This is a genomic window from Streptosporangium sp. NPDC002607 (assembly GCF_053592655.1).
Window position 1 is genome coordinate 1 of the sequence record NZ_JBSFWD010000052.1, and the last position, 22,165, is coordinate 22,165.

22 protein-coding genes are annotated in these 22,165 nt (G+C 70.7%); 14 read left to right on the forward strand and 8 right to left on the reverse strand.

The window, feature by feature from the left end; translation table 11 throughout:
• Nucleotides 1-267: 267 nt before the first annotated feature.
• Complete coding sequence (locus ACWD3H_RS38330; RefSeq protein WP_355556343.1) at nucleotides 268-1,185, forward strand: hypothetical protein; 918 nt, start codon at nucleotides 268-270, stop codon at nucleotides 1,183-1,185.
• A gap of 109 nt (nucleotides 1,186-1,294) precedes the next feature.
• Here the strand turns inward: ACWD3H_RS38330 and pcrA are convergent, their stop codons facing one another.
• Nucleotides 1,295-3,550: a DNA helicase PcrA gene (pcrA, locus tag ACWD3H_RS38335; RefSeq protein WP_451958507.1), complete on the reverse strand. Its 2,256-nt coding sequence runs from the start codon at nucleotides 3,548-3,550 to the stop codon at nucleotides 1,295-1,297.
• Between the two features lie 123 nt (nucleotides 3,551-3,673).
• Here pcrA and ACWD3H_RS38340 point away from each other — a divergent pair, with 123 nt between their 5' ends.
• Together ACWD3H_RS38340 and ACWD3H_RS38345 are read left to right on the forward strand one after the other, a co-directional pair.
• Complete coding sequence (locus tag ACWD3H_RS38340; RefSeq protein ID WP_451958481.1) at nucleotides 3,674-4,393, forward strand: PIG-L deacetylase family protein; 720 nt, start codon at nucleotides 3,674-3,676, stop codon at nucleotides 4,391-4,393.
• A gap of 32 nt (nucleotides 4,394-4,425) precedes the next feature.
• Entirely contained in the window at nucleotides 4,426-5,223 is a 798-nt protein-coding gene (locus ACWD3H_RS38345) for an ABC transporter permease (protein WP_355556337.1), read from the forward strand.
• 7 nt (nucleotides 5,224-5,230) lie between these two features.
• Here ACWD3H_RS38345 and ACWD3H_RS38350 read toward each other — a convergent pair whose 3' ends face one another.
• The 5 genes from ACWD3H_RS38350 to ACWD3H_RS38370 all read right to left on the reverse strand — a co-directional run bounded on the left by ACWD3H_RS38350 (nucleotide 5,231) and on the right by ACWD3H_RS38370 (nucleotide 10,045).
• Nucleotides 5,231-5,959: a CPBP family intramembrane glutamic endopeptidase gene (locus tag ACWD3H_RS38350; RefSeq protein ID WP_451958482.1), complete on the reverse strand. Its 729-nt coding sequence runs from the start codon at nucleotides 5,957-5,959 to the stop codon at nucleotides 5,231-5,233.
• Nucleotides 5,960-6,136: 177 nt separating this feature from the next.
• Entirely contained in the window at nucleotides 6,137-6,406 is a 270-nt protein-coding gene (locus ACWD3H_RS38355; RefSeq protein WP_451958508.1) for a WhiB family transcriptional regulator, read from the reverse strand.
• A gap of 167 nt (nucleotides 6,407-6,573) precedes the next feature.
• Complete coding sequence (locus ACWD3H_RS38360; RefSeq protein ID WP_355556331.1) at nucleotides 6,574-8,043, reverse strand: glutamate--cysteine ligase; 1,470 nt, start codon at nucleotides 8,041-8,043, stop codon at nucleotides 6,574-6,576.
• 63 nt (nucleotides 8,044-8,106) lie between these two features.
• Nucleotides 8,107-8,745 carry a response regulator transcription factor gene (locus ACWD3H_RS38365; protein WP_350911572.1) on the reverse strand — a complete coding sequence of 213 codons (639 nt, stop codon included), beginning with the start codon at nucleotides 8,743-8,745 and terminating at the stop codon, nucleotides 8,107-8,109.
• Between the two features lie 85 nt (nucleotides 8,746-8,830).
• Complete coding sequence (locus ACWD3H_RS38370; RefSeq protein WP_355611048.1) at nucleotides 8,831-10,045, reverse strand: ATP-binding protein; 1,215 nt, start codon at nucleotides 10,043-10,045, stop codon at nucleotides 8,831-8,833.
• Between the two features lie 142 nt (nucleotides 10,046-10,187).
• Here ACWD3H_RS38370 and ACWD3H_RS38375 point away from each other — a divergent pair, with 142 nt between their 5' ends.
• The 10 genes from ACWD3H_RS38375 to ACWD3H_RS38420 all read left to right on the forward strand — a co-directional run bounded on the left by ACWD3H_RS38375 (nucleotide 10,188) and on the right by ACWD3H_RS38420 (nucleotide 19,995).
• Nucleotides 10,188-11,846 carry a PspC domain-containing protein gene (locus ACWD3H_RS38375; protein WP_451958483.1) on the forward strand — a complete coding sequence of 553 codons (1,659 nt, stop codon included), beginning with the start codon at nucleotides 10,188-10,190 and terminating at the stop codon, nucleotides 11,844-11,846.
• On the forward strand, nucleotides 11,836-12,054 hold the full coding sequence (locus ACWD3H_RS38380; protein WP_350911566.1) for a hypothetical protein: 219 nt from the start codon (nucleotides 11,836-11,838) through the stop codon (nucleotides 12,052-12,054). Before ACWD3H_RS38375 ends, ACWD3H_RS38380 begins: the two co-directional genes overlap by 11 nt.
• A 60-nt stretch (nucleotides 12,055-12,114) precedes the next feature.
• A complete protein-coding gene (locus tag ACWD3H_RS38385; protein WP_451958484.1) occupies nucleotides 12,115-12,690 on the forward strand; it encodes a CGNR zinc finger domain-containing protein in 576 nt (191 codons plus the stop codon).
• Between the two features lie 299 nt (nucleotides 12,691-12,989).
• The gene (locus tag ACWD3H_RS38390) at nucleotides 12,990-13,433 is read left to right on the forward strand and encodes a VOC family protein (protein WP_355556316.1); all 444 of its coding nucleotides are present in this window, start codon (nucleotides 12,990-12,992) and stop codon (nucleotides 13,431-13,433) included.
• A 6-nt stretch (nucleotides 13,434-13,439) separates the two neighbouring features.
• Nucleotides 13,440-14,351: a pyridoxamine 5'-phosphate oxidase family protein gene (locus tag ACWD3H_RS38395; RefSeq protein ID WP_451958485.1), complete on the forward strand. Its 912-nt coding sequence runs from the start codon at nucleotides 13,440-13,442 to the stop codon at nucleotides 14,349-14,351.
• Between the two features lie 152 nt (nucleotides 14,352-14,503).
• On the forward strand, nucleotides 14,504-14,926 hold the full coding sequence (locus tag ACWD3H_RS38400; RefSeq protein WP_451958486.1) for a nuclear transport factor 2 family protein: 423 nt from the start codon (nucleotides 14,504-14,506) through the stop codon (nucleotides 14,924-14,926).
• Nucleotides 14,927-15,019: 93 nt separating this feature from the next.
• The gene (locus ACWD3H_RS38405) at nucleotides 15,020-15,520 is read left to right on the forward strand and encodes a (2Fe-2S)-binding protein (RefSeq protein WP_355556307.1); all 501 of its coding nucleotides are present in this window, start codon (nucleotides 15,020-15,022) and stop codon (nucleotides 15,518-15,520) included.
• Nucleotides 15,517-17,931 (forward strand): xanthine dehydrogenase family protein molybdopterin-binding subunit, encoded by a 2,415-nt coding sequence (locus ACWD3H_RS38410; protein ID WP_451958487.1) that lies wholly within the window; start codon nucleotides 15,517-15,519, stop codon nucleotides 17,929-17,931. The genes ACWD3H_RS38405 and ACWD3H_RS38410 overlap by 4 nt, the downstream gene beginning before the upstream one ends.
• Nucleotides 17,928-18,809, forward strand: coding sequence for an FAD binding domain-containing protein (locus tag ACWD3H_RS38415; protein WP_355556301.1), 882 nt, complete (start codon nucleotides 17,928-17,930; stop codon nucleotides 18,807-18,809). The genes ACWD3H_RS38410 and ACWD3H_RS38415 overlap by 4 nt, the downstream gene beginning before the upstream one ends.
• Before the next feature lie 319 nt (nucleotides 18,810-19,128).
• Complete coding sequence (locus ACWD3H_RS38420; RefSeq protein ID WP_355556298.1) at nucleotides 19,129-19,995, forward strand: SRPBCC family protein; 867 nt, start codon at nucleotides 19,129-19,131, stop codon at nucleotides 19,993-19,995.
• 74 nt (nucleotides 19,996-20,069) lie between these two features.
• Here the strand turns inward: ACWD3H_RS38420 and ACWD3H_RS38425 are convergent, their stop codons facing one another.
• Nucleotides 20,070-21,221, reverse strand: a complete 1,152-nt coding sequence (locus tag ACWD3H_RS38425) for a hypothetical protein (RefSeq protein WP_451958488.1) — start codon at nucleotides 21,219-21,221, stop codon at nucleotides 20,070-20,072.
• The gene (locus ACWD3H_RS38430; protein WP_451958489.1) at nucleotides 21,221-21,757 is read right to left on the reverse strand and encodes an RNA polymerase sigma factor; all 537 of its coding nucleotides are present in this window, start codon (nucleotides 21,755-21,757) and stop codon (nucleotides 21,221-21,223) included. The genes ACWD3H_RS38425 and ACWD3H_RS38430 overlap by 1 nt, the downstream gene beginning before the upstream one ends.
• Nucleotides 21,758-21,990: 233 nt before the next feature.
• Here ACWD3H_RS38430 and ACWD3H_RS38435 point away from each other — a divergent pair, with 233 nt between their 5' ends.
• Nucleotides 21,991-22,113, forward strand: coding sequence for a hypothetical protein (locus tag ACWD3H_RS38435; RefSeq protein ID WP_355556295.1), 123 nt, complete (start codon nucleotides 21,991-21,993; stop codon nucleotides 22,111-22,113).
• Nucleotides 22,114-22,165: the final 52 nt, after the last annotated feature.

Below are 22,165 nucleotides of genomic sequence, written 5' to 3' on the forward strand. Positions count from 1 at the left end.
GGTCTTTCCCGAGGCTGCCTCTTTCGAATACAAGCAGGGTAATTATGGCCGCGCCGAGTCGCTAGGCCGGCATGCTGTGGCCCTCATGTCGACCAGCTGGGGTACCCGGCAGGTGCACCTGCCGGGCACGGCCGCGCTTCGCCCACCGGGCGCCGGTTCCCCTCAGCCGCGCGGGGCCCGGTGATTCTTGATCCAATATTTCGGCATATAGGGAAGAATCTTCTTCCCCCTCCGCGACGACGCGAGGACACATACGGGAGGACCCCAATGAGGCGAACGATCGCCGCCCTGACCGGCGCCACCGTGGCGGCCCTGATGGTTCCCACGCTGGTGACCGTCGCCCCGGCGAGCGCCCAGACCGCTCAGACCACGAAGACCGCCCAGGCCGCGAAGTCCGACCCGGTCTCGGCGCTGAAGCGCCAGTTCAGAACCCACAGGGGCGTGAAGCTCACCGAGAACACGAAGATCGTCGGTGCGGGCAAGAAGCAGCGGACGATCTTCACCAGGCGTAACGGCGTGCTGGAGTTCGGCAAGTCGGGTCTGGTCGCCTCGGATCTGACCACCAAGTTCAACCTGCCCACCCAGGACGGCGAGTTCAAGGGCCTGTTCACCCCGTCGCGGACGATCTCGCTGAAGAACGTCTCCTACACCTCGGGCGGTTTCTTCGCCGACTCCATGCCCGAGGGCAAGAAGTGGCTGCGCGTCCCCGGCGGAGGGCTGGTCCTGGTCAGCCCCGTCCAGCAGATCATCAGCACCGTCGAGCCGGGAACGCTGAAGGCGACCCTGGCCCACACCGGCGCCAGGCGCCCCGGCGGCACCTGGGACGGCACCCGGACCACCGTCCACTCGGGCACGATCACGCTGGGCGAGCTCTTCAAGGTCTCCCCCTCGGTACGCGCGATGCTGGGCACGAAGCCCACCGGCAGGTCCGCCACCCTCCCGGTGACCTGGAAGATCTACATCGGCTCCGACCAGCTGGTCCGCCGGATCGTGTCGTCGTACACCGAGTCCACCCGGGGCCTCAACAGCACCGAGCTGACCTACGTCAACGACACCCGCTACACCGGCTGGGGCACCAAGGTCACCGTCAAGGCACCGCCCGCCGACCAGGTGGCCGACTTCGACGAGCTCACCGTCGGCGCCGACCAGCCCGAGGACCCCATCAGGGAACTCCTCACGAACTGATCCGGGAGCCGGAGCGCGGGAAGGGCACGGCGAGCGGCGGCCGCCGTGCCCTTCCCCTTCCCCCGAGTCCGGAACCGGCGGCAGGGGGCCACCGGACGCTCCGGAGATCTCAGAGTTTCTCCAGTTGTTTCGCGTACGCCAGCAGCAGGACCTTCTCCCCCACTCCGCCACCGAAGTCGATCTTGGCCTTGGTCTTCTCGGCGACGCCGTCCACGGACACCACGGTGCCCAGGCCGAACTTGTCGTGGGTGACCCGGTCGCCGGGGGCCAGGTTGGGGATCTGCCTGCCCTCGGACTTCCTGACCGGGGCGGGGCGGGAGTCGCGGCGGGTGGCGGCGCTCCAGGCGCTCTTCTCCGGGTTGCCGCGCCAGTCGACCAGATCGGCCGGGATCTCCGCGACGAACCGGGAGGCCGGGTTGAACGCGGGCGAACCCCAGGAACTGCGGACGGCGGCCCGGGAGACATAGAGGCGCTGCTCGGCGCGGGTGATGCCGACGTAGGCCAGGCGGCGCTCCTCCTCCAGCTCCTTCGGCTCGCCGAGCGAGCGCATGTGCGGGAAGACCCCGTCCTCCATTCCGGTGAGGAACACCACGGGGAACTCAAGTCCCTTGGCGGTGTGCAGCGTCATCAGCGTCACCACGCCCTGGCCCCCGTCGGCCGCCGGGATCTGGTCGGCATCGGCGACCAGGGAGATCTGCTCCAGGAACTCCACCAGCGTGCCCTCGGGGTTGGCCTCCTCGAACTCGGAGGCGACCGAGATCATCTCGTCCAGGTTCTCCAGGCGGCTCTCGTCCTGCGGGTCGTTGGAGGCGGTGAGCTCCAGACGGTATCCGGTGCTCCCCAGCACCTCCTGGGCCAGCTGTGAGGGCGACAGATCGTCGGCCTTCACCATCAGCTCGTCCATCAGATCGACGAACTCGGCGATGGCCTTGAGCGAGCGGGTGGCCATGCCCGGCGCGTCGTCCGCCCGGCGGAGCGCCTCCCAGTAGGGGATCCGCTCCCTGCTCGCGAACGCCTCGACCATCGCCTCGGCCCGCTCGCCGATGCCGCGCTTGGGCACGTTGAGGATGCGGCGCAGCGACACCACGTCGTTCGGGTTGGACAGGAAGCGCAGGTAGGCCAGCAGGTCGCGGACCTCCTTGCGCTCGTAGAAGCGCACCCCGCCCACCACCTTGTACGGCAGGCCGGTCCTGATGAAGATCTCCTCGAACACCCGGGAGGCGGCGTTGGTCCGGTAGAACACGGCGACCTGGCCGGGTACCACGTCCTCGTGGTCGGTGAGCCTGTCGACCTCCTGGGCGACGAACATCGCCTCGTCGTGCTCGTTGTCGGCGACATAGCCGATGATCTTCGCCCCGGCCCCCTGGTCGGACCAGAGGTTCTTGGGTTTGCGGCTCTCGTTGCGCGAGATCACCGCATTGGCGGCGGACAGGATCGTCTGGGTGGAGCGGTAGTTCTGCTCCAGCAGGATCGTCCTGGCCTCCGGGTAGTCGCGCTCGAACTCCAGGATGTTGCGGATCGTCGCGCCGCGGAAGGCATAGATCGACTGGTCGGCGTCACCCACCACGCACAGCTCGGCCGGGGCGACACCCCCCTCCCTGACCAGGTCTCCGTCGGCGGTGCGCAGCTCGGGACGGCCCGCGAGCTCGCGGATCAGGGTGTACTGCGCGTGGTTGGTGTCCTGGTACTCGTCGACCATGATGTGGCGCCAGCGGAGCCGGTAGTGCTCGGCCACGTCGGGGAAGATCTGGAACAGCGTCACCGTCAGCATGATGAGGTCGTCGAAGTCCATCGCTCCGGCCTCGGTGAGCTTCTGCTGGTAGTTGCGGTACGCCTCGGCGAGCTTGCGCTCCAGGTGGGTGGAGGCCTGGGCGGCCGCCGTCTCGTAGTCGATCAGCTCGTTCTTGAAGTTGCTGACCTGGGCGGAGAAGGACCTCGGCGGGTAACGCTTGGGATCGAGGTCCATCTCGCGGCAGACCATCGCCATCAGGCGTTGCGAGTCGGCCTGGTCGTAGATGGAGAATCCCGAGGGGAAGCCCAGGCGCTTGGCCTCACGGCGCAGGATCCGCACGCACGCGCTGTGGAAGGTCATCACCCACATCGCCGCCGAACGCGGGCCGATGAGCTTGTCGACCCGGTCCTTCATCTCCCGTGCGGCCTTGTTGGTGAAGGTGATCGCCAGGATCTCCTGCGGCTGCACACCCCGCTCGCCCAGCAGATAGGCGATGCGGTGGGTCAGCACCCGGGTCTTGCCGGAACCCGCGCCCGCGACGATGAGCAGGGGGCTGCCGTGGTGCACGACGGCCTCGCGCTGCTGAGGGTTGAGCCCGTCGAGCAACGGGTGGGTCAGAGAGGAGGCTGGGATCGACACGTCCCCTAGGTTAGAACGACTGGCCGACAACCGGGTCCAACGGTCGTAAAGGAATGTGGGCGGACCCCGCTGCGGTTGTGACGATCGAACGTACGCGGAGAAGACGGAAGGGTTCCCATGCTGTCCGAAGGCGAGATCGGCCGCGTACTCGCGGTCACCGCACATCCCGACGACGTCGACTTCGCCGCCGCGGGCTCGATCGCGCGATTCACCGACCGGGGCGTCGAGGTGACGTACTGCGTGGTCACCGACGGCGACGCGGGTGGCTTCGACCGCGAGCTGGACAACGGCGGCATGGCCGAGCTCCGCCGCGCCGAGCAGTCCAACGCCGCCAAGGCCGTCGGCGTGACCGATGTGCGCTACCTCGGCTACCACGACGGGACGGTGGTGCAGAGCCTGGAGTTGCGGCGTGACATCACCCGGGTCATCCGCCAGGTCAAGCCCGACCTGGTGATCACCCACAGCCCCGAGCGCAACCACCGGTTCATCGCCCCCAGCCACCCCGACCACCGCGCGGTCGGCGGCTGCGCCCTCGACGCCGTCTACCCCGACGCGCGCAACCCCTACACCTTCCCCTCGCTCCTGCTCGACGAGGGCCTTGAGGCGTGGACCGTCCGCGAGGTCTGGTTGAACGGCGGCCCGGTAGCCGACCACCACGTGGACATCACCGACGCCTTCGACCGCAAGCTGGCCGCGCTGCGCGCCCACGTCAGCCAGGTCGGCCACCTGGAGGACTTCGAGAGCTTCCTGCGGGACCGCTTCTCCCAGCGAGCCGTCGAGGCGGGCTTCGGCGAGGGCCGCTACGTCGAGTCCTTCCAGCGGGTCCCCACCGCCTGACCTCGCATGAGGCCACAAGGACACCGCGCCCCTTGAACACCATCGACCTGTCGTTCGCCACCGCCGCCGTCATCGTCCTGCTGGCCGTCGGAGCCGCCGCCGTCGCCTGGTTCGGCCACCTCGGGCACGCACCCGGGATACTCATGGCCTCCCTGCGCGCCGCCGTCCAACTCGTCGCGGTCTCGCTCGTCATCGTGTGGGCGGTCGAACGGGTGCCCGTGGTGGCGGTCTTCGTGCTGATCATGTACGGGGTGGCGAGCCTGACCGCGGGACGCAGGATCACCTCGGGCCGCGCCGCCGGGTGGGCCGCGGTGCCCATCGCGGCCGGGACCCTGCCGGTGCTGGCGCTGCTGTTCGGCGGCGGCATCGTCCCGCCGCGGGGCATCACGCTGATCCCGATCGCGGGCATCCTGCTCGGCGGGTGCCTGACGGCCACGGCGCTCGCGGGACGGCGGGCCCTGGACGAGCTCGCCCACCGGCGGGGCGAGGTGGAGGCGGCGCTCTCCCTGGGCTTCTCGGACCGGGACGCGGCACTGGAGATCTGCCGGCCGCCCGCGGCGCAGGCCCTGGTGCCCGCGCTGGACCAGACGAGAACCGTGGGCCTGGTCACACTGCCCGGCGCCTTCGTGGGGATGCTCCTGGGCGGGGCCAATCCGCTCCAGGCCGGAGTGGTACAGCTCGTCGTGCTGGTCGCGCTGCTGGCCGCGGAGGCGGTGGCCGTGGTCGTCACGATCGAACTCGCCGCCCGCGGCCGCTTCGGCGCCCACGAGCCGTCGCCCGGCTCGCGCACCCGTGAACCGGTGTGGAGACCGGGCAGGCGAAGGAAGTAGGAGCGGGTCAGCGGTTCGGGGCGGGAGCCTCCCGGGACGCGGGGTCCGGCGGGGCCAGGCGGGCGAACAGGTAGCCCAGGGAGTTGGTCGCGACGTGGAACATCGCGGGCGCGGCCAGGCCGCCCCGCCTGCGCAGCTCGGTGAAGAGCACCCCGGCGAGGCCCGTCGCGACCACGGAACCGGCCACGACGCGCGTCGCCTGCCATCCGGGCGCGCCGGAGCCGCCGCCGGCGGCCTCCCCGGAGGCCAGACGGCTCAGGGCGGGGTTGGCGGCCGTCATGTCCACGGCGGGGAGAACGTGCCAGAGGCCGAAAAGGATCGAGGAGACGGCGGTCGCCGCGCCGTGGCCGTGGGAGCGGGCGACGAGGGCGTGCACCACCCCGCGGAAGCCGACCTCCTCCAGCAGTACGGTGCCGACCGGCACCTGGATCAGTGCCTCCTCCAGCGCGCGGGCGCGGGAGAGCGACAGGGCGCGCTCGTCGCGGAAGAGGCGACGGGTGGCCGGGACCGCCACGCCCGCGGCGTAGGCCCCCGCCACGGCGGCGGCGAGCGTGCCACCGATCCGCAGGCCCCGCGAGCGCTGGTGGAACCCCAGCTCGGACCAGGAGATCCCGGCACGGCGGGCCAGCACGAGCAGCGCACCGGTGGCCACGGCCGAGGTCAGCGGTGCCAGCCTCGGCGCCAGGCGGTTGTTGAGCACGTTGGCCCCCACCAGCACCGCCACCGCCCCTGTCACCGCTCCCACCGACGCCCCCGGTGGAAGCCCGGCACCGGTGTCCCGCGTCGGCCTCCGCTCCACCCCTTCAGCCCCCTCGGACCTCGGTTCCACACCCCGCGTGCCGGGGACCGCGACCCCTGGGACGGTGTCCTTCCGCCCGAGCCCGTGGAGATCCCGTTCGAATCCGGTTCGAGGCTACGCGACCGGGGCCGGATCCGTGGCGGCCTGGCGCCAGCCGGCCGGGAAGCGCAGGCCGCGGCGTTCCTTCACGGTCAGGCCGCCCCAGATCCCCTCGGGCTCGGCCGCCCGGACCGCGTACGCCCGGCACTCCTTGAGGACCGGGCACCGCTCGCAGACCGCCTTCGCCCGCGCCTCCTGCTCGGCCGACTGGGTCAGCGGAAAGAACAACTCGGGATCGCTGGTGCGGCAGGCACCTCGCACGGCCCAGCCGATCTCCTCAACCATTGCCCGCACGTCATCACCCCCTGATGGCTCGGCCCTCAGACTAGGTGGATCGCGGCGTCGGGACATCAACCTCTCGGCGGATTCACGCGTACTCATCTCGACGGATCGGGGAGAACGCTCCACCTGCCTTCTCACCGAGGCTCGCCACGCCCTCGGGGGCGGTGCGATCAGAGGGTCGGCCAGCCGTGGACCGGCTCGTTGGTGTGCATGTTCGCCATGTACCGCAGGGTCATCCGGCGCAGTGCCTCGTGTCTTTCGAGGTCGCCGAGCGCGTTCACCGCGTCGATCTGCCAGCTCGCCCCGTTCCTGCCCGTCAGGCAGCGCCGCTCGACGATCCCCAGCAGCCGGTCCCTGACGGCGGGGGCCACGCCCCACAGATCGAGCCCCTCGTGGGCGAGCGGCAGCAGGCGGCGCAGGATCAGCTCCGAGGCGGTCACCTCGCCGAGTCCCGGCCAGAAGAGCCTGGCGTCCAGGCCGTACCGGGCGGCGGCGTGCAGGTTGTCCCTGGCCGCGGCGAACGACATGCGCGTCCACACCGGGCGTTCGGCGTAGGGCAGGACGCCCATGAGCCCGTAGTAGAACACCGCGTTGGCGACGATGTCGGCCACCGAGGGGCCCGCGGGCAGCACCCGGTTCTCCACCCGCAGGTGCGGGATGCCGTCCACCACCGCGTAGACCGGCCGGTTCCACCGGTAGACGGTGCCGTTGTGCAGGGTCAGCTCGCCGAGCTGGGGGGTGATCCCGCGCGTCAGCTCCTCGCGCGGGTCGGCCTCGTCGCACAGGGGCAGCAGCGCGGGGAAGTAGCGGGTGTTCTCCTCGAAGAGATCGAAGACCGAGGTGATCCACCGCTCGCCGAACCACACCCTGGGCCGCACCCCCTGGACCTTCAGCTCCACCGGGCGGGTGTCGGTGGCCTGCTCGAACAGCGGGATCCTGGTCTCCTGCCAGAGCCTGCGGCCGAACAGGAACGGCGAGTTGGCCGCCATGGCCACCTGCGGGCCCGCGATGGCCTGGGCGGCGTTCCAGTTGGCGGCGAACGTCTCCGGGCTGACCTGGAGATGGAGCTGGAGGCTCGTGCAGGCGGCCTCGGGGGTGATGCTGTCGGCGTAGGTCTCGAGGAGATCCTCCCCCTCGATCGACAGGTGCATGTCCTCTCCCCTGGCCGCGAAGATCTGCTCGTTGAGCAGTTTGTAGCGGGGGTTGGCCGACAGGGTGCCCTCGTGGACGTCGCTCTCCCGCAGCGTGGGCAGGATGCCGACCATCATCATGTGCCCGCCGACGGTACGGGCCCGCGCCTCGGCGTGGTTGAGGCGGTCCCTGATCACCTTCTCCAGCCGGACCGCGCCCTCCTGCTCCAGGGACTCGGGCAGGACGTTGATCTCCACGTTGAACTGGCCGAGTTCGGTGGCCCAGTCCGGCTGGGCGATGGCCGCCAGCACCTCGGCGTTCTTCATGGCGACCTCGCCCCGGTCGTCCACGAGGTTGAGCTCGATCTCCAGCCCGGCCCTGGGCCGGTCGAACTCGAACCTGGACTCGTGGAGCATCTGCGCGAAGACGTCAAGGCACCGGCGGACCTTGTCCCGGTAGCGCCGCCGGTCCTCGCGACTGAACACCATCGCAGGTACGTCGCGTCCCATACTTCGCAGAGTCGCACATAAGTCACTGCTCGTACAGGAGTGGCCGGTTCACCGGCCGGCCGGTCAGACCAGGCGCCGCGCCGTGGCCCAGCGGGAGAGCTCGTGACGGTTGGAGAGCTGGAGCTTGCGCAGCACCGACGAGACATGGGTCTCCACGGTCTTCACCGAGATGAACAGCTCCTTGGCGATCTCCTTGTAGGCGTACCCCCTGGCGATCAACCGCAGCACCTCGCGCTCGCGCTGGGTCAGCGAGTCGAGCTCGGGGTCGATCGGCGGGGCCTCACTGGAGGCGAACGCGTCCAGCACGAACCCGGCCAGCCTCGGGGAGAAGACCGCGTCCCCGTCGGCCACCCTGCGGATGGCGTCGGTGAGCTCGCGCCCGCTGATGTTCTTGGTCACATAGCCCCGGGCACCGCCCCGGATCACACCGATGACGTCCTCGGCGGCGTCGGAGACCGACAGGGCGAGGAAGCGGACCGTGGAGCCCGCGCCGAGGACCCGGCGCAGCACCTCCTGGCCACCGCCACCGGGCATGTGCACGTCGAGGAGGACCACGTCGGGCCCCAGTTCGGCGATCGCCCTGACCGCGGACTCCACGTCCTCGGCCTCCCCGAGCACCTCGATGGAGTCGCCCAGCTCGGCCCGGACGCCGGAGCGGAACAACCGGTGGTCGTCGACGATCAGGACCTTCACCGCGCTCATCGGGCCCCTCCCGCCGGTCGCGTCCGTCCGCCGTCACACCGCGCGGCCCGGCCGAGGGCTCGCTCTGTCGTGGCTCGCTCGCTGCTCACACCTTCTCCAGCTTCATGGTCAACATCACTTCCGTACCCTCGCCGGGCTCGGTCCGCACCCGGGCGCTGCCCCCGTGGCGCTCCATCCTGCCGACGATCGACTGGCGGATACCCATACGATCCTCGGGCACGTCCTCCATGTCGAACCCGACCCCTCGATCCCTGACGAAGATGGTGACCTCCTCCGGCTCGGCCTCGGCGTAGACGGAGATGACCTCGGACCCCGAGTATTTCGCGGCGTTGACCATGGCCTGCCTCGCGGCCTGCACCATCGCGGACAGCTCGGGGGTCAGCGGGCAGTCGCCCACGCAGACGACCTCGATCGGCACCCCGTGCGCGTCCTCCTCCTCGGCCGCCACCCGCCGCACGGCCGCGGCCACCGACGCGTCGGCGTCCTGCTGGGGCTGGTAGAGCCAGTTGCGCAGTTCCCGCTCCTGGGAGCGGGCGAGCCTCATCACCTCGCGCGAATCGGAGGCGTTGCGCTGGATGAGGGTCAGCGTGTGCAGCACCGAGTCGTGGACGTGGGCGGCCACCTCGGCGCGCTCCTCCTGCCGGATGCGCTCGCGGCGCTCGCGCTGCAACTCCTTCCACAGGGCCGCCAGCCAGGGGGCCGCGATCAGCGCGACACCGCCCACGACCACCAGCGTGAACATGATGCCGGAACGGGCCTCGACCAGTTCGTCGTTGGCCACCAGGAAACCGATCGCGCCGACCATGACGAGCACCAGCCCGGCGACGGTGCGGACCCGGTTCTGGCGGACCTGTCCGACGGTGGTGGTCATCCAGCGCTGCCGCCGGTCCGGATCCGCCTGCTGCCACAGGATCAGCGAGCCGATGCCGCCCACCGCGATCGGCCAGGCCCCGATCCCGCCCCCCGAGGTTCCGGTGAGCCAGCCCAGGGCCAGCAGCGCCAGCCCGATCGCGGTGTACGCGGCGAGCTGGCTCCAGTCCCTGGCGGGTTCCCTGCCCTCGTACGGCTCGCGCGGGGTGAACATCCACAGGGCGGCGTACGCCACGGCTCCGAACCCGTCCAGGACGGTGAGCAGCACGAAGGCCAGCCGCAGCACGACCGGGTCGAGCCGGAGCTGGGCGGCGGCCCCCTGGGCCACCCCGGCCACCAGCCGCCCCTCCACCGGCCTCATCAGCCGAGGGAGAGGCGCGTCTTCGGAGGTCACGGGCGCCGTGTCATGAATTGTCGTTCGGTCAGCCATATCGTCAGCATCGTCACACGAACCACCATGCCAGCGCATCAGGCGTTCCCCTGAAGCGACCCTGAGAGAGGCGTTTCCCCTCCGGGACGACTCAGGGGTGTCCCGGATGCGGCACGGGCCGAGGAAAGGCCACGATAAGTACATGAACGATACCGATCCGGCGAGCGCCACGTCCGGCTCGCGGCCCGGCTTCCCCACGGAGGATCGCGGTCTGCGGCGTAGCGACGAGGGCCGCATGCTGACCGGCGTCTGCGCGGGCCTGGGGCGGTACGCCGGGGTCGACCCAGTGCTGTTGCGGGTGGGTTTCGCGGTGCTGGTGCTCGGCTCGGGGATCGGCATCATGCTCTACGTCGCGGCGTTCCTGCTGATGCGTGAGGCCAACGGCGGCCCCGGCTACGTGGAGCAGTGGAGCCGGCGCGACTTCGACAGCGAGACGGTCCTGACCCTGCTGGCCGGCCTGTTCGCCCTCGGGCTCATCGTCAACATCTCTTCGGACGGCGTCGGCACCGGCACGGTCGTGGTCGGCACGGTGTTCGCCATCGCCCTGCTCACCGCCCACTCCCGCGGGGTGGACCTGCTGGCCGCCGCCAGGTCACTGCCCGACCGGCTGCGCGGGCGCCGGGCGCCGTACCCGGCCGATCAGTGGCCGAACCCGTTCGCCTACGGGCCGGGCGGCGCCGACGGCCGGCGTCCCGTCGGGGAGCAGGATCCGGCCGCCCGCACCGCCGCGCCGCCGGCCTCGGGTCCCGCGGCGTACGCCGCCCGCCCGGGCGGCGAGACGGTCACGGAGCGGTACGCGCCCGCCTCGGGAGCTGGGACGAGGGTCGAGACGGGGACTGAGACGGAGGCCGGACCGGCGTCCACGGCGGAGCGGCCGCCCCCGGCCCCCGTCTCGGAGACCCGCACCGAACCCGCCCCGGACAGGCCCTTCGTCCCCGACCCCGTCGCCGAGACCTTCGCCGGGCCTGCTCCGGGTGCACCTCCCCGTCCCGCCCCGCCCCGCGGAGACGTCCCAGCGGAGCCGTACCACCCCGCCAGGCCGTCGTTCGACTCCTCCGGTGCGCCTTTCTCGCCGTACGGCCCCTACCAGCCGCTGGACCCCCGGAAGCGGCAGCAACCGTACTCCCCCTACGCCCCTTACCCGCCGTCCGGGTACGGCGCGACGGTGACAGCGCCGCCCAGGCCGCGGCGGCCCAGATCGTTCGTCGGGGGCGTCACCATCTTCCTGGCCATGATCGTTGGAGGGATCATCGTGGCGATCCAGTCCGCTTCAGGACCGGTCAACATGACGGTCGCGGGCGGCGCGGCACTCGTCGTCATCGGCGCCGGCCTGCTGGCCGCCGCCTGGTTCGGCCGGGGAGCCGGGCTGGTCGCGACCGGCACCATCCTGTCGATCGCCCTGGTCGCGGGACCCATGCTGGGCGGCATGCCGAAGAAGTTCGGCAGCTATCACTGGCAGCCCACCAGCCTGTCCGAGATGGCCCGCAGCTACTCGGTGGGGGTGGGCGACGGGGTGCTGGACCTGAGCGAGGTGGCCCTGCCGCCGGGTTCGCGGACCGCCGTGGACGTCTCGCTCTCGGTCGGTGAGATCAGCGTGATCCTGCCGGCGACCGCCAGGATCGAGGTGCGGGGCCATACCAGGTTCGGCGATGTCAAGATCGACCACACGGTGGAGGGGGGTGCTGACATCCGGCACGACAGAATCCTGGAGCCCGAGGTGCCCCCCAAGGGCGACGTGGCGACCATCGTGCTGAACATCAAGGCCGGCATCGGGGATGTGGAGGTGCGCCGTGCTGCCTGAGCACGACCGGCCCGAACAGCGGCCCGTGTCCCGGCGCGTACACCGCACCGACTGGATGGCCCTGCTCAGCGGCATGCTGTTCATCGCGATCGGGGTCGTCTTCATCAGCAGACCGGCCGTCCAGCCGCTGGTCATGCTCACGGTCCTGGTGAGCGGCCTGGGCTTGGCGGGCCTGGTAGCCATCCTGGCCAAGGTCACCCGGAGCTAGGGAGATCGGGGCTGCCCGGACGTCAGAGCAACAGGTCATATCGGGCATTAGGCTCGGAGCATGTCAGCCCTGGAGTTCGTCAGCACCGTTCGCGCGACGCGGACCGGTCTGACGGACCTGCTCTCCGACGTGCAGGGCATGACCGCGTGGGGCCGGGCGCACGCCGCCGAACTGGGGATCGCCCCGGATTTCACCGCCTCTGAGGAACTGCGGAGCGAAGTGGCCGAGCTGCGGCAGGCCGTACGGGCGCTCTTCGCCAGGGCCGTGGCGCCGGGCGCCGCGAGCGACGCGGACGCGCACCGGCTCCCGGACTTCGCCGAGTCGCTCGACCTGGTCAACGCCGCGGCACTGGCCGTGCCTTCGGCCCCGCGGCTGGAGTGGCCCGCCGGAGAGGCGCCCCGGGCGCGGACGGTCCCGGGCGTCGGGGCCACGGAGTCCGAACGGATCCGGGCCACCCTCGCGACGTCGGCGATCGAGCTGCTGGCCGGCCCCCGGCGCGAGCAGATCCGCGTCTGCCCCGCCCCCCGCTGCGTGCTCTATTTCATCAAGGAGCACGCCCGGCAGGAGTGGTGCTCGCTCGGCTGCGGCAACCGGGCCCGAGCCGCCCGCCATTACCGCCAGCACCGGAACGGCTGACCCACCCCGGCGCCAGGCGGCCCACCTCTCATGTCGCCGCATCCGGTGACGTCTGCCCGCGTCGCGCTTTCCTGACCGCACACCAAGGTGACGTCGCCTCCAGTGGTCACCCGCTCCCACCTGTCGCGTGTCCATTCGGCGGGCTCTCCCCTCGGCTGCTCTCCTCATCCGGGCCCACCCTGCCCGCCAAGAGTGATTTACGCCATATTTTTCTAACGTGACAAATGCCGATTTTGCGTTAGATTGCGGGCAGTAGAGCTAACGGATCGAGCCGTTAGAAAACGTGGAGGAGAGATCAAATGACCTTCCAGACCGACCACGTCGGCCTCAACGTCTCCGACCTCGACAGGTCCAAGGACTTCTACCTGAAGGTCTTCGGCTTCGAGATCTTCGGCGAGTCGGACCAGCCGGACCGGCGCTACGCCTTCCTCGGTCTCGACGGGAAGCTGGTGCTCACCCTCTGGCAGCAGAGCGAGGGCAGCTTCGCCACCGGGCTGCCGGGCCTGCACCACCTGTCCTTCCAGGTGCCGGACATCGAGGCGGTCCGCCGAGCCGAGACCGTGATCCGGGGACTCGGGGCCACGCTCCACCACGACGGCGTGGTCCCGCACGGCGAGGGGGCGTCCTCGGGGGGCGTGTTCTTCGAGGACCCGGACGGCATCCGGCTGGAGATCTTCGCGCCCAGCGGCGCCGATGAGCGACCCGCGCCGACCACCGGCGCCCCCACCTGCGGCTTCTTCTAGACGACCATGGAGCACGGGGGAGAAATCGCGGTACAGCGCAGGACCGGGGTCCGCGCGGTGGCACTGGGCTCGGCCAGGACCCGGCCGGAGATCCCGGCGGTGGCGGCCGAGTTCCTCAGGCGGCAGCGGATGCTGCTGATCGGAGCCGCGGGGCGGGACGGGCTCCCGTGGGCGACGGTCCTGACCGGGCCCGAGGGGTTCGCCAGGGCCGCGGACGAACGGACCGTGGTGATCGACACGCTGCCGGGTGAGCACGATCCGCTGGCCGGACTGGACGGGGGTGAGATCGGGATGCTCGCGATCGAGCCCCTGACCAGGCGCAGGATGCGGGTCAACGGCACGGTCCGGCGGGACGGCGGGCGACTGGTCGTCCACACCGAGCAGGCGTACGCCAACTGTCCCAAGTACATCCAGACACGGGACATCGTCGCGGAGGTCACCGGGCCGGCCACCGGCTCCTCCTCGGCGACGGTTTTCGGCGACGGCGACCGAGCGTGGATCGAGGGCGCCGACACGTTCTTCGTCGCCACCTCGGCCCCCGGCCTGGGCGCGGATCTGTCGCACCGGGGCGGCAACCCGGGGTTCGTCCGGGTGCTGGACGAGCGACGGCTGGTCTGGCCGGACTACGCCGGCAACCTGATGTACATGACGCTCGGCAACCTGGAACTGGACGAACACTGCGGCCTGCTCTTCCTCGACTGGGAGAACGGCGACGCGCTGCACCTGACCGGGCGGGCCCGCGTCGACTGGGAGCCGGGCGACGTGCCGGGGGCACAGCGGCTGGTCGGGTTCGAGGTGGACCGGATCGTCCGGGTCCGGGGAGCCAGCCCGCTCCGCTGGCGGCTCGGGGACTACTCCCGCCACAACCCGCCGGCGCACGCCGCCCGCGCCGCGGACGGGGCGCTGGGAAACCCTTGACGGGGTCATCGGGATCATCGTGGACCGGGCGGCGTGTTCGTCACGCCCGCGCCGTCCGACCTGGACGATGATCGGTTGACGTACGTCGCCGGACCCGACGACCCGCTGATCGACGCGGTCGAGGAGGCCGCGGAACCCATGGAGGAAGTGTGATGTTCACCGAGGAGACGGCCAGGGCCAAGGTCCAGGCCGCCGAGGACGCGTGGAACACGCGCGACCCCGAGCGGGTCTCGCTCGCCTACACGCCCGACTCCCGCTGGCGCAACCGGGACGAGTTCCTCACCGGGCGCGCGGAGATCAGGGAGTTCCTGAGCCGCAAGTGGGCCAGGGAGCAGGACTACCGGCTCCGCAAGGAGCTGTGGACGTTCGGTGGCAACCGCATCGCCGTGCGGTTCCAGTACGAGTGGCACGACGCGGGCGGCCAGTGGTGGCGCAGCTACGGAAACGAGCTGTGGGAGTTCGCCGACGACGGGCTGATGCGGCGCCGCGAGGCGAGCATCAACGACCTCGGAATCGACGAAACGGACCGCCGTATTCTCGGCGACCGCGAACCCGAGGAACTTCCGTTGGCCTGAGACCAAAGGGTTGACCGGGGAGAACTGGGGCGTAAGTTCTCATTTATCGGTTCTCACTTCTCCTATGCCCCTGTGGTTGCTTTTGGAGGACGTATGCCCCGAATCACCGTCAACGTCGATGGAATCGCATACGAGGAGGAGGTCGAGCCGCGCCTTCTCCTCGTCCATCTGCTACGAGATCGGCTGGGCAAGACCGGCACGCCCATCGGCTGCGACACCGGCAACTGCGGCGCCTGCACCGTGATGCTCGACGGCAGGAGCGCGAAGAGTTGCTCCGTGCTCGCCGTGCAGGCCGACGGGAGCGATGTCGTCACGGTTGAGGGCCTGGCCCAGGGAGGCGAGTGGCATCCCATGCAGCAGGCCTTTCACGAAGAGCACGCCCTGCAGTGCGGGTACTGCACCCCCGGCATGATCATGGCGGCGATCGATCTGCTCAGGGACGACCCCGACCCGTCGGAGGAGGCGGTCCGCGAGGGGTTGGAGGGCAACCTGTGCCGTTGCACGGGGTACTGCAACATCGTCAGGGCGGTGCGGCGCGGCGCGGCGGAGATGTCCCGGCGGAGCACATCCGGGCAGGAGGTGCCGGCGCCATGACCGAGCAGCTCATCGAGAGCGACCGGCTGAACGACCCGTCCGCCGCCCACGAGGTCGGCAGGGCGCGCAGGCGCAAGGAGGACGCCCGGCTGGTCACCGGCAGGACCACCTGGACCGACAACATCCAGCTCCCCGGCATGATGTACGTGGCCTTCCTGCGCAGCCCGATGGCCCACGCCAGGATCACCCGCGTCGACACCTCGGCCGCGAGCGGCCAGCCGGGCGTGGTCGCCGTCTACAGCGGGCGCGACTTCGCCGGCGAGCAGGGCAGCCTGCCCTGCGCCTGGCCGGTCAGCGAGGACATCGTCATCCCCGACCACCCGCCCATGGCGGTGGACGAGGTCCGCTACGTCGGCGAGGCGGTGGCCTGCGTGGTCGCCACCGACCGCTACCGGGCGGCCGACGCCCTGGAGGCGATCGAGATCGACTACGAGCCGCTGGACGCGGTGCTCGACATGACCGAGGCGCTCGCCGAGGGGAGCCCCAAGGTCCACGAGGCCGGAAACCAGGCGTTCACCTGGAAGTTCGCCGGGGGCGACATCGAGGAGGCGTTCCGCGACGCCCCCGTGGTGATCGAGCGCACCTACGTGCAGCAGCGGCTCATCCCGACCGCCATGGAGCCTCGCGCGGTCGTGGCCACCACCGACGGCGACACCTTCACGCTCTACTCGTCCACCCAGATCCCGCACATCCTGCGCGTCATGCTCGCGCTGACGACGGGCATCCCCGAGCACAAGCTGCGGGTGGTCGCCCCCGACGTGGGCGGCGGCTTCGGTTCCAAGCTCCAGGTCACCGCCGAGGAGGTGCTCGCGCTGCTGCTGACCCGCAGGCTGGGCAGGCCGGTGAAGTGGACCGAGTCCCGCTCCGAGGGCAACCTGACGGTGCACCACGGCCGCGACCAGCTCCAGCGGATCTCCGTCGCCGCCGACCGGGACGGGCGGGTGCGGGGCGTCAAGGTGGACCTGCTCGCCGACATGGGCGCCTACCTGATGCTGGTCACGCCGGGCGTGCCACTGCTCGGCGCGTTCATGTACAACGGCATCTACAAGATGGACGCCTACGACTTCAAGTGCACCGGCGTCTTCACCACCAAGATGCCGACCGACGCCTACCGGGGCGCGGGCCGCCCCGAGGCGACGTTCGCGATCGAACGCGCCATGGACGAGCTCGCCCACGAGCTGGGCATGGACCCCGTCGAGCTGCGGCGCCGCAACTGGATCACCCACGCGGAGTTCCCGTACACCACGATCTGCGGGCTGACCTACGACTCGGGCAACTACGAGGCGGCGACCGAGCGGGCCCTGGCCCTGCTCGGCTACGACAAGCTCAGGGCCGAGCAGGCGGACCGGCGCGACCGGCGCGACCCGGTCCAGCTCGGCATCGGTGTCTCGACGTTCACCGAGATGTGCGGGCTGGCGCCCTCGCGGGTGCTCGGCAGCCTCAACTACGGCGCGGGCGGCTGGGAGCACGCCTCGGTCAGGATGCTGCCCACCGGCAAGGTCGAGGTCGTCACCGGCTCCTCGCCGCACGGCCAGGGACACGAGACGGCCTGGAGCCAGATCGTCGCCGACGCGCTGGGCGTGCCGTTCGAGGACGTCTCCGTGCTGCACGGCGACACGTCCGTCTCGCACAGGGGCATGGACACCTACGGCTCCCGCTCCCTGGTGGTGGGCGGCGTCGCCGTGCTGGCCGCCTGCGAGAAGGTGAAGGACCGTGCCAAACAGCTCACCGCGCACCTGCTTGAGGCCTCCGCCGACGACATCGAGTTCGCCGACGGCACGTTCAAGGTCCGGGGCACCGAGGCGGGCAGGACCATCCAGGAACTGGCGCTGGCCACCTTCGCCGCGCACGACCTGCCCGACGGCTTCGAACCCGCGCTGGACGCCGACGCGACCTTCGACCCGGACAACTTCTCCTTCCCGCACGGCACCCACCTGTGCGCGATCGAGGTGGACACCGAGACCGGCGCCTCGAAGATCCGGACCTACGTGGCGGTCGACGACGTGGGCTCGGTGGTGAACCCGCTGATCGTCGAGGGCCAGGTGCACGGCGGCATCGCCCAGGGCATCGCCCAGGCCCTGTTCGAGGAGGCGGTCTACGACACCGAGGGCAACCTGCTCACCACCACGATGGCCGACTACCTCATCCCTTCGGCGGCCGACCTGCCCGACTTCGTCACCGACCGCACCGAGACCCCGGCGACGACCAACCCGCTGGGCGTCAAGGGCGTCGGCGAGGCCGGGACCATCGCCTCCACCCCCGCCGTGGTCAACGCGATCGTCGACGCGCTGCGCCCGTACGGGGTGAACGACGTGCGGATGCCCTGCACCCCGGAGCGGATCTGGCGGATCGTCACCGAGGCGGACGCCACACGTCGGCCGGGACCGGCCGCCGAGGGAGGAGACCGATGATCCCCGCGTCGTTCGACTACGTCAGGCCCTCCTCGGTGGAGGAGGCGTGCCAGGTGCTCGGTGAGGCCGCGGCCTCCGGCGACGACGTCAAGGTGCTGGCCGGCGGCCAGTCGCTGCTACCGCTGCTGCGGCTGCGGCTGGCCTACCCGTCGGCGCTGGTGGACCTCGGGCGCCTGCCCGGCCTGCGCGGCATCTCCGACCGTGGCGACCACGTGTTCATCGGCGCGCTCACCACCCACGACGAGGTGCTGCGCTCCGGGGTGATCAGGGAGCGCGTCCCGCTGCTCGCGCTGGCCACGGCCACGGTGGCCGACCCCGCGGTACGGCACCGTGGCACGTTCGGCGGTTCCATGGCCCACGCCGATCCGGCGGGGGACCTGCCGGCCGTGGCCCTGGCGCTCGACTGCGTCTTCGTCGCCCGCTCCGTCGACGGCGAGCGGGAGATCCCCGCCGCGGACTTCTTCGTCGACTACCTGGAGCCCGCGCTCGAACCCGATGAGGTGCTGATCGGCGCCCGGGTGCCGGTACTCGGCCCCGGGTGGGGTTTCCACTACGAGAAGTTCCACCGGACGGCGCAGGCGTGGGCGATCGTCGGCGTCGCGGCGGCCGTACGGCGGAGTGGCGGGGCCGTCGAGGAGGCCAGGATCGCGCTGACCAACATGGGCCCCACCCCGGTGCGGGCGAGTGCGGTGGAGACGGCGCTGCGCGGGGTGGATCTCGCGCCCGTGGGCTCCACCGGCACCGACCCCGTCGGGGAGGCGTGCGCCGAGGCCGACGACGGCACCTCGCCCCCCGCGGACCTGCACGCCGGACCCGACTACCGCCGGCATCTGGCCCGGGTGCTGACCCGCAGGGCGGTCAGGGCCGCGAGCGGCTGAGTCCCGCCGTGACGGGGTGAGAACCCGGCGGGCTCTCACCCCCCGACGGGCCTGCGAGTGTCCTCGCCATGAACGGCGGGGAGGGCGGCAGATGAGCCCCCCTCACACTGGAGGCCGAGAGCGCCGCCCCGTCCCTCGGGCCGGAGCGCCTCGTGGGAGGGCGGAGGCATCATCCCCGCCCGGAGGGGCAGGGAGGAATGGACGCCGACCGACACGTACCGACGTGTGGCGGTCAACCGGCCCCGTGGCGGCATACTGGTAATACGCCCCCGTGTAGTCGTAATGTCGCAACAGCGACCGACCGACAAGGAGCGGATCGATGGCGATGCGGTTCGAGCACGAGTTCACGGTTCCCGTGCCGGTCGAGCAGGCGTGGCCGGTGCTGCTCGACGTCGAGCGGGTCGGCCCCTGCCTGCCCGGTGCCACCGTGGACCAGGTCGAAGAGGACTCCTTCACCGGCAGGATGAAGGTCAAGGTCGGGCCGATCACGGTGACCTACCGGGGCCGGGCCTCCTTCGAGAAGGTGGACGAGGACACCCACTCCATGACCATCAAGGCCTCCGGCAAGGAGGCCAGGGGCTCGGGCACCGCCGGTGCCACGGTCGTCGCGCGTCTGTACCCCGAGGGGCGGAACACCAGGGTCACCGTCGACACCTCCTTCAACGTGACCGGCCGCCCGGCCCAGTTCGGCCGAGGGGTGATGTCCGAGGTCGGCGAGAAGCTGATCGACAGGTTCGCGGCCAACCTCTCCCTGCTGCTGGGCGAGAGCCCCGGCGTGGAAACCGCCGCCGAGACGCCTGCCGAGACGCCGGGCATGGGCGGCTGGAGTGCTCCCTCCCAGCCCGGCCCGGACGACGAGGTTCCGGTGGTCTCGGCGGCCTCGGGCCCCGGCCCCGCGACCCCGGCCGGCTGGGAGGAGCTGAGCGGGGCAGGAGCGGGCGCATCCGGGCGGCATCTCAGCGCGGTGCCGACACCGCCCGGCCTCGTCGTCGACGAGAAGTCCGGGTCCCGCCAGAGCCATCCGGCGGGCACCTCACGCACCTCGCTCAGCCCTGACGAGGAGGCCATGAACCTCCTGGAGGTGGCGGGCCTGCCGTTGCTCAAACGCGCCGCCCCACTGGTCGCCGCACTGGCGGCCGTCACCCTGATCGCCTGGCTGGTCAGCCGCGCCCTGCGCCGCCGCTGAGTATCCGGTTTGATCGTTCGACGGGAAGCGCATGTCGCCCTCACCCTCCCGTCGAACGACCTCCGGTGAGAACGCTAACGGACGCACTTCCGCCGCTCGCAGCCTTCGGGGAGCACGGGGGCCTCGTCGGTCCAGCCCGTCGCCAGGAACACGACCTCGAATATGACCGACTTCTGCGGCAGCCCCCTGAAGTCGGTCAGAGAGCCCTTCTGCTGCGGATCCGGCTTCAGCAGCACGCTCCGGATGGCCGACAGTTCTCCCGTGGCCCGGTCGATCACCACGTGACTGTCGATGAAACCGTTCTGGAACGCCCTGGCCACCGTCACCGTCCGCCCGTCACCGAGGACGCGGGCACCGGGAACATCCGCCAGCATGCGATAGAGCGCGGCCCGCACAGCCGGGGAGATCGGCGCCTCATCCAGGATGCCGGTGCCCACCGCCCAGAGCCATTCATCCCTGGTCATGACCGGTTTCTCTCCCGTGACCGGTTTCTCTCCCGCCCCTATCGTTATGGCCGGGAAGGCGGACCATGAGCCGAGCAGCTCCGACCTGAGCGCCACCGGATCGTCCGGCAGCCTCATGAACTCCAGCATGTTCAGGTCGGCCCCGAGCAGGCCGCCGCGGAGGTATTTCGCCTTCTGCCCCGAAGACGGCACATACTCCGTCTGGCCCGGCCGCAGGAAGCCGCCCGCACAGTCCTCACCGCCCTCGCAGAGCTCCCGCGAACCCGCGCGCTTCCATTTGGCCAGATCAGCCGATGTCACCGGTTTTATGCCGATGAGCCGACGCTCTGCGACCTTGGGCAGGTCAGTGCTGCTCAGCCACTTGGTCCGGCGGTCACGTTCATCCACGAAGTAGCTCTTGTCGATCTTCAGGCGACTGGTGACCTCCGTCACCGTCCGCCAGTAACGACCGCTCTCGGGTTCGGTCCGCCCAGCCATCAGGTCCGCCGCGATCTCCAGATCCGCCCTCGGACCCACGGCCGGAGAGCTGGTGACCGCCTCCAGCCGTGGCAACACCGTCACCGTCACGACGACCGCCGCCGTGGCCACCGCCGTGGCCGCCGCTGCGATCACCCACCCGAGCCGCACTCCGAAGCGTGCCGTGGACCTCCGCCGGGGCCGCCGGCCGCCGTTCAGCACCCTGGCTCTGATCTCCGCCGTCCTCGCGGGATCGGCGAGCGGCGCATCCGGCATCACCTCGTCGATGAGCTTGAACTCCTTCATCAGACCTCCACTCCCAGCGTGTCGCGCAGCCTGGTCCTGGCCCGGCTGAGCCGGGAGGCCACCGTGCCGTAGGCGACCCCGAGCGCCTCGGCGACCTCCTCGTAGGTCAACCCGCCGTACGCGATGAGCAGCACCACGTCCCGCTCACCCTTGGACAGCCGGGCCAGCGCCCCTGACAACCGGCCGACCGTCACCCCCGCCGTGACCCGCTCGGCGACTCGCTGATCATGGCCGTCGTCGTCGGGAGGCGGCCCGGTCCTGGCCAGCGCCCGATAGCGGCGGATCTCCGCCCGGCGATGGCGGCCGATCAGGTTGGTGGCGATGCCGTACAGCCAGGGCCGGACCCCGCCCCTGGCCGCGTCGAACCGGCTACGCCGGTGGAAGGCGATCAGGAACGTCTCGGCGGCCAGGTCCTCGGCGACATCGAGGTCGAGCCGCCGCCCGATGTAGCGGCGGATCTCCTCGTAGTGGGCGTCGAAGACGGCGGCGAACCGCTCCCGGTCGACCACCGAGGCCACCTCAGAAACAGCGATCATGCAAGGGACTCCCTTGCCGGAAGGACAGGACACCCCTTCTTGCCCGGCGGCCACCCCACCCTTCCCTTGTTTCTCGCCGACCCTTTCGGCGGGAGCAGCCGGAACCTCCGGGCTGCGCTACGGACCCGGTGAACGTTCAGGGGCGAACCCATCGCATAGGGCAGGACGCGAAGCGCGTGACGCACCACATGCTGTCGGAGTAAAGGATTTTCTACACTTCCGGGCATGCGGGAGTGGAGATCCGCGTCACCAACGAGATCCACGACTGGATCCGCGCCCTGGACGAACGCTCTCGACTGTTCGAGAGCGCCGTGTTCGCGGCCTTCCTGGGGGCCGTGAAAACCGGACGGCTCTAAAAATCATCCACCGGCACGGGCTCACCCCACATCTGGAGGATCACCAGCACCG

Excerpts from the sequence above, each read along its gene's own strand:
- ACWD3H_RS38430 (WP_451958489.1), bottom strand. The coding sequence starts at position 21,757 with ATGATCGCTGTTTCTGAGGTGGCCTCGGTGGTCGACCGGGAGCGGTTC.
- ACWD3H_RS38425 (WP_451958488.1), bottom strand. The coding sequence starts at position 21,221 with ATGAAGGAGTTCAAGCTCATCGACGAGGTGATGCCGGATGCGCCGCTC.
- ACWD3H_RS38330 (WP_355556343.1), top strand. The coding sequence starts at position 268 with ATGAGGCGAACGATCGCCGCCCTGACCGGCGCCACCGTGGCGGCCCTG.
- ACWD3H_RS38370 (WP_355611048.1), bottom strand. The coding sequence starts at position 10,045 with ATGGCTGACCGAACGACAATTCATGACACGGCGCCCGTGACCTCCGAA.
- ACWD3H_RS38355 (WP_451958508.1), bottom strand. The coding sequence starts at position 6,406 with ATGGTTGAGGAGATCGGCTGGGCCGTGCGAGGTGCCTGCCGCACCAGC.
- ACWD3H_RS38385 (WP_451958484.1), top strand. The coding sequence starts at position 12,115 with ATGTCAGCCCTGGAGTTCGTCAGCACCGTTCGCGCGACGCGGACCGGT.
- ACWD3H_RS38395 (WP_451958485.1), top strand. The coding sequence starts at position 13,440 with ATGGAGCACGGGGGAGAAATCGCGGTACAGCGCAGGACCGGGGTCCGC.
- ACWD3H_RS38375 (WP_451958483.1), top strand. The coding sequence starts at position 10,188 with ATGAACGATACCGATCCGGCGAGCGCCACGTCCGGCTCGCGGCCCGGC.
- ACWD3H_RS38360 (WP_355556331.1), bottom strand. The coding sequence starts at position 8,043 with ATGGGACGCGACGTACCTGCGATGGTGTTCAGTCGCGAGGACCGGCGG.
- ACWD3H_RS38410 (WP_451958487.1), top strand. The coding sequence starts at position 15,517 with ATGACCGAGCAGCTCATCGAGAGCGACCGGCTGAACGACCCGTCCGCC.
- ACWD3H_RS38400 (WP_451958486.1), top strand. The coding sequence starts at position 14,504 with ATGTTCACCGAGGAGACGGCCAGGGCCAAGGTCCAGGCCGCCGAGGAC.
- ACWD3H_RS38420 (WP_355556298.1), top strand. The coding sequence starts at position 19,129 with ATGGCGATGCGGTTCGAGCACGAGTTCACGGTTCCCGTGCCGGTCGAG.
- ACWD3H_RS38340 (WP_451958481.1), top strand. The coding sequence starts at position 3,674 with ATGCTGTCCGAAGGCGAGATCGGCCGCGTACTCGCGGTCACCGCACAT.
- ACWD3H_RS38390 (WP_355556316.1), top strand. The coding sequence starts at position 12,990 with ATGACCTTCCAGACCGACCACGTCGGCCTCAACGTCTCCGACCTCGAC.
- ACWD3H_RS38415 (WP_355556301.1), top strand. The coding sequence starts at position 17,928 with ATGATCCCCGCGTCGTTCGACTACGTCAGGCCCTCCTCGGTGGAGGAG.
- ACWD3H_RS38405 (WP_355556307.1), top strand. The coding sequence starts at position 15,020 with ATGCCCCGAATCACCGTCAACGTCGATGGAATCGCATACGAGGAGGAG.
- ACWD3H_RS38365 (WP_350911572.1), bottom strand. The coding sequence starts at position 8,745 with ATGAGCGCGGTGAAGGTCCTGATCGTCGACGACCACCGGTTGTTCCGC.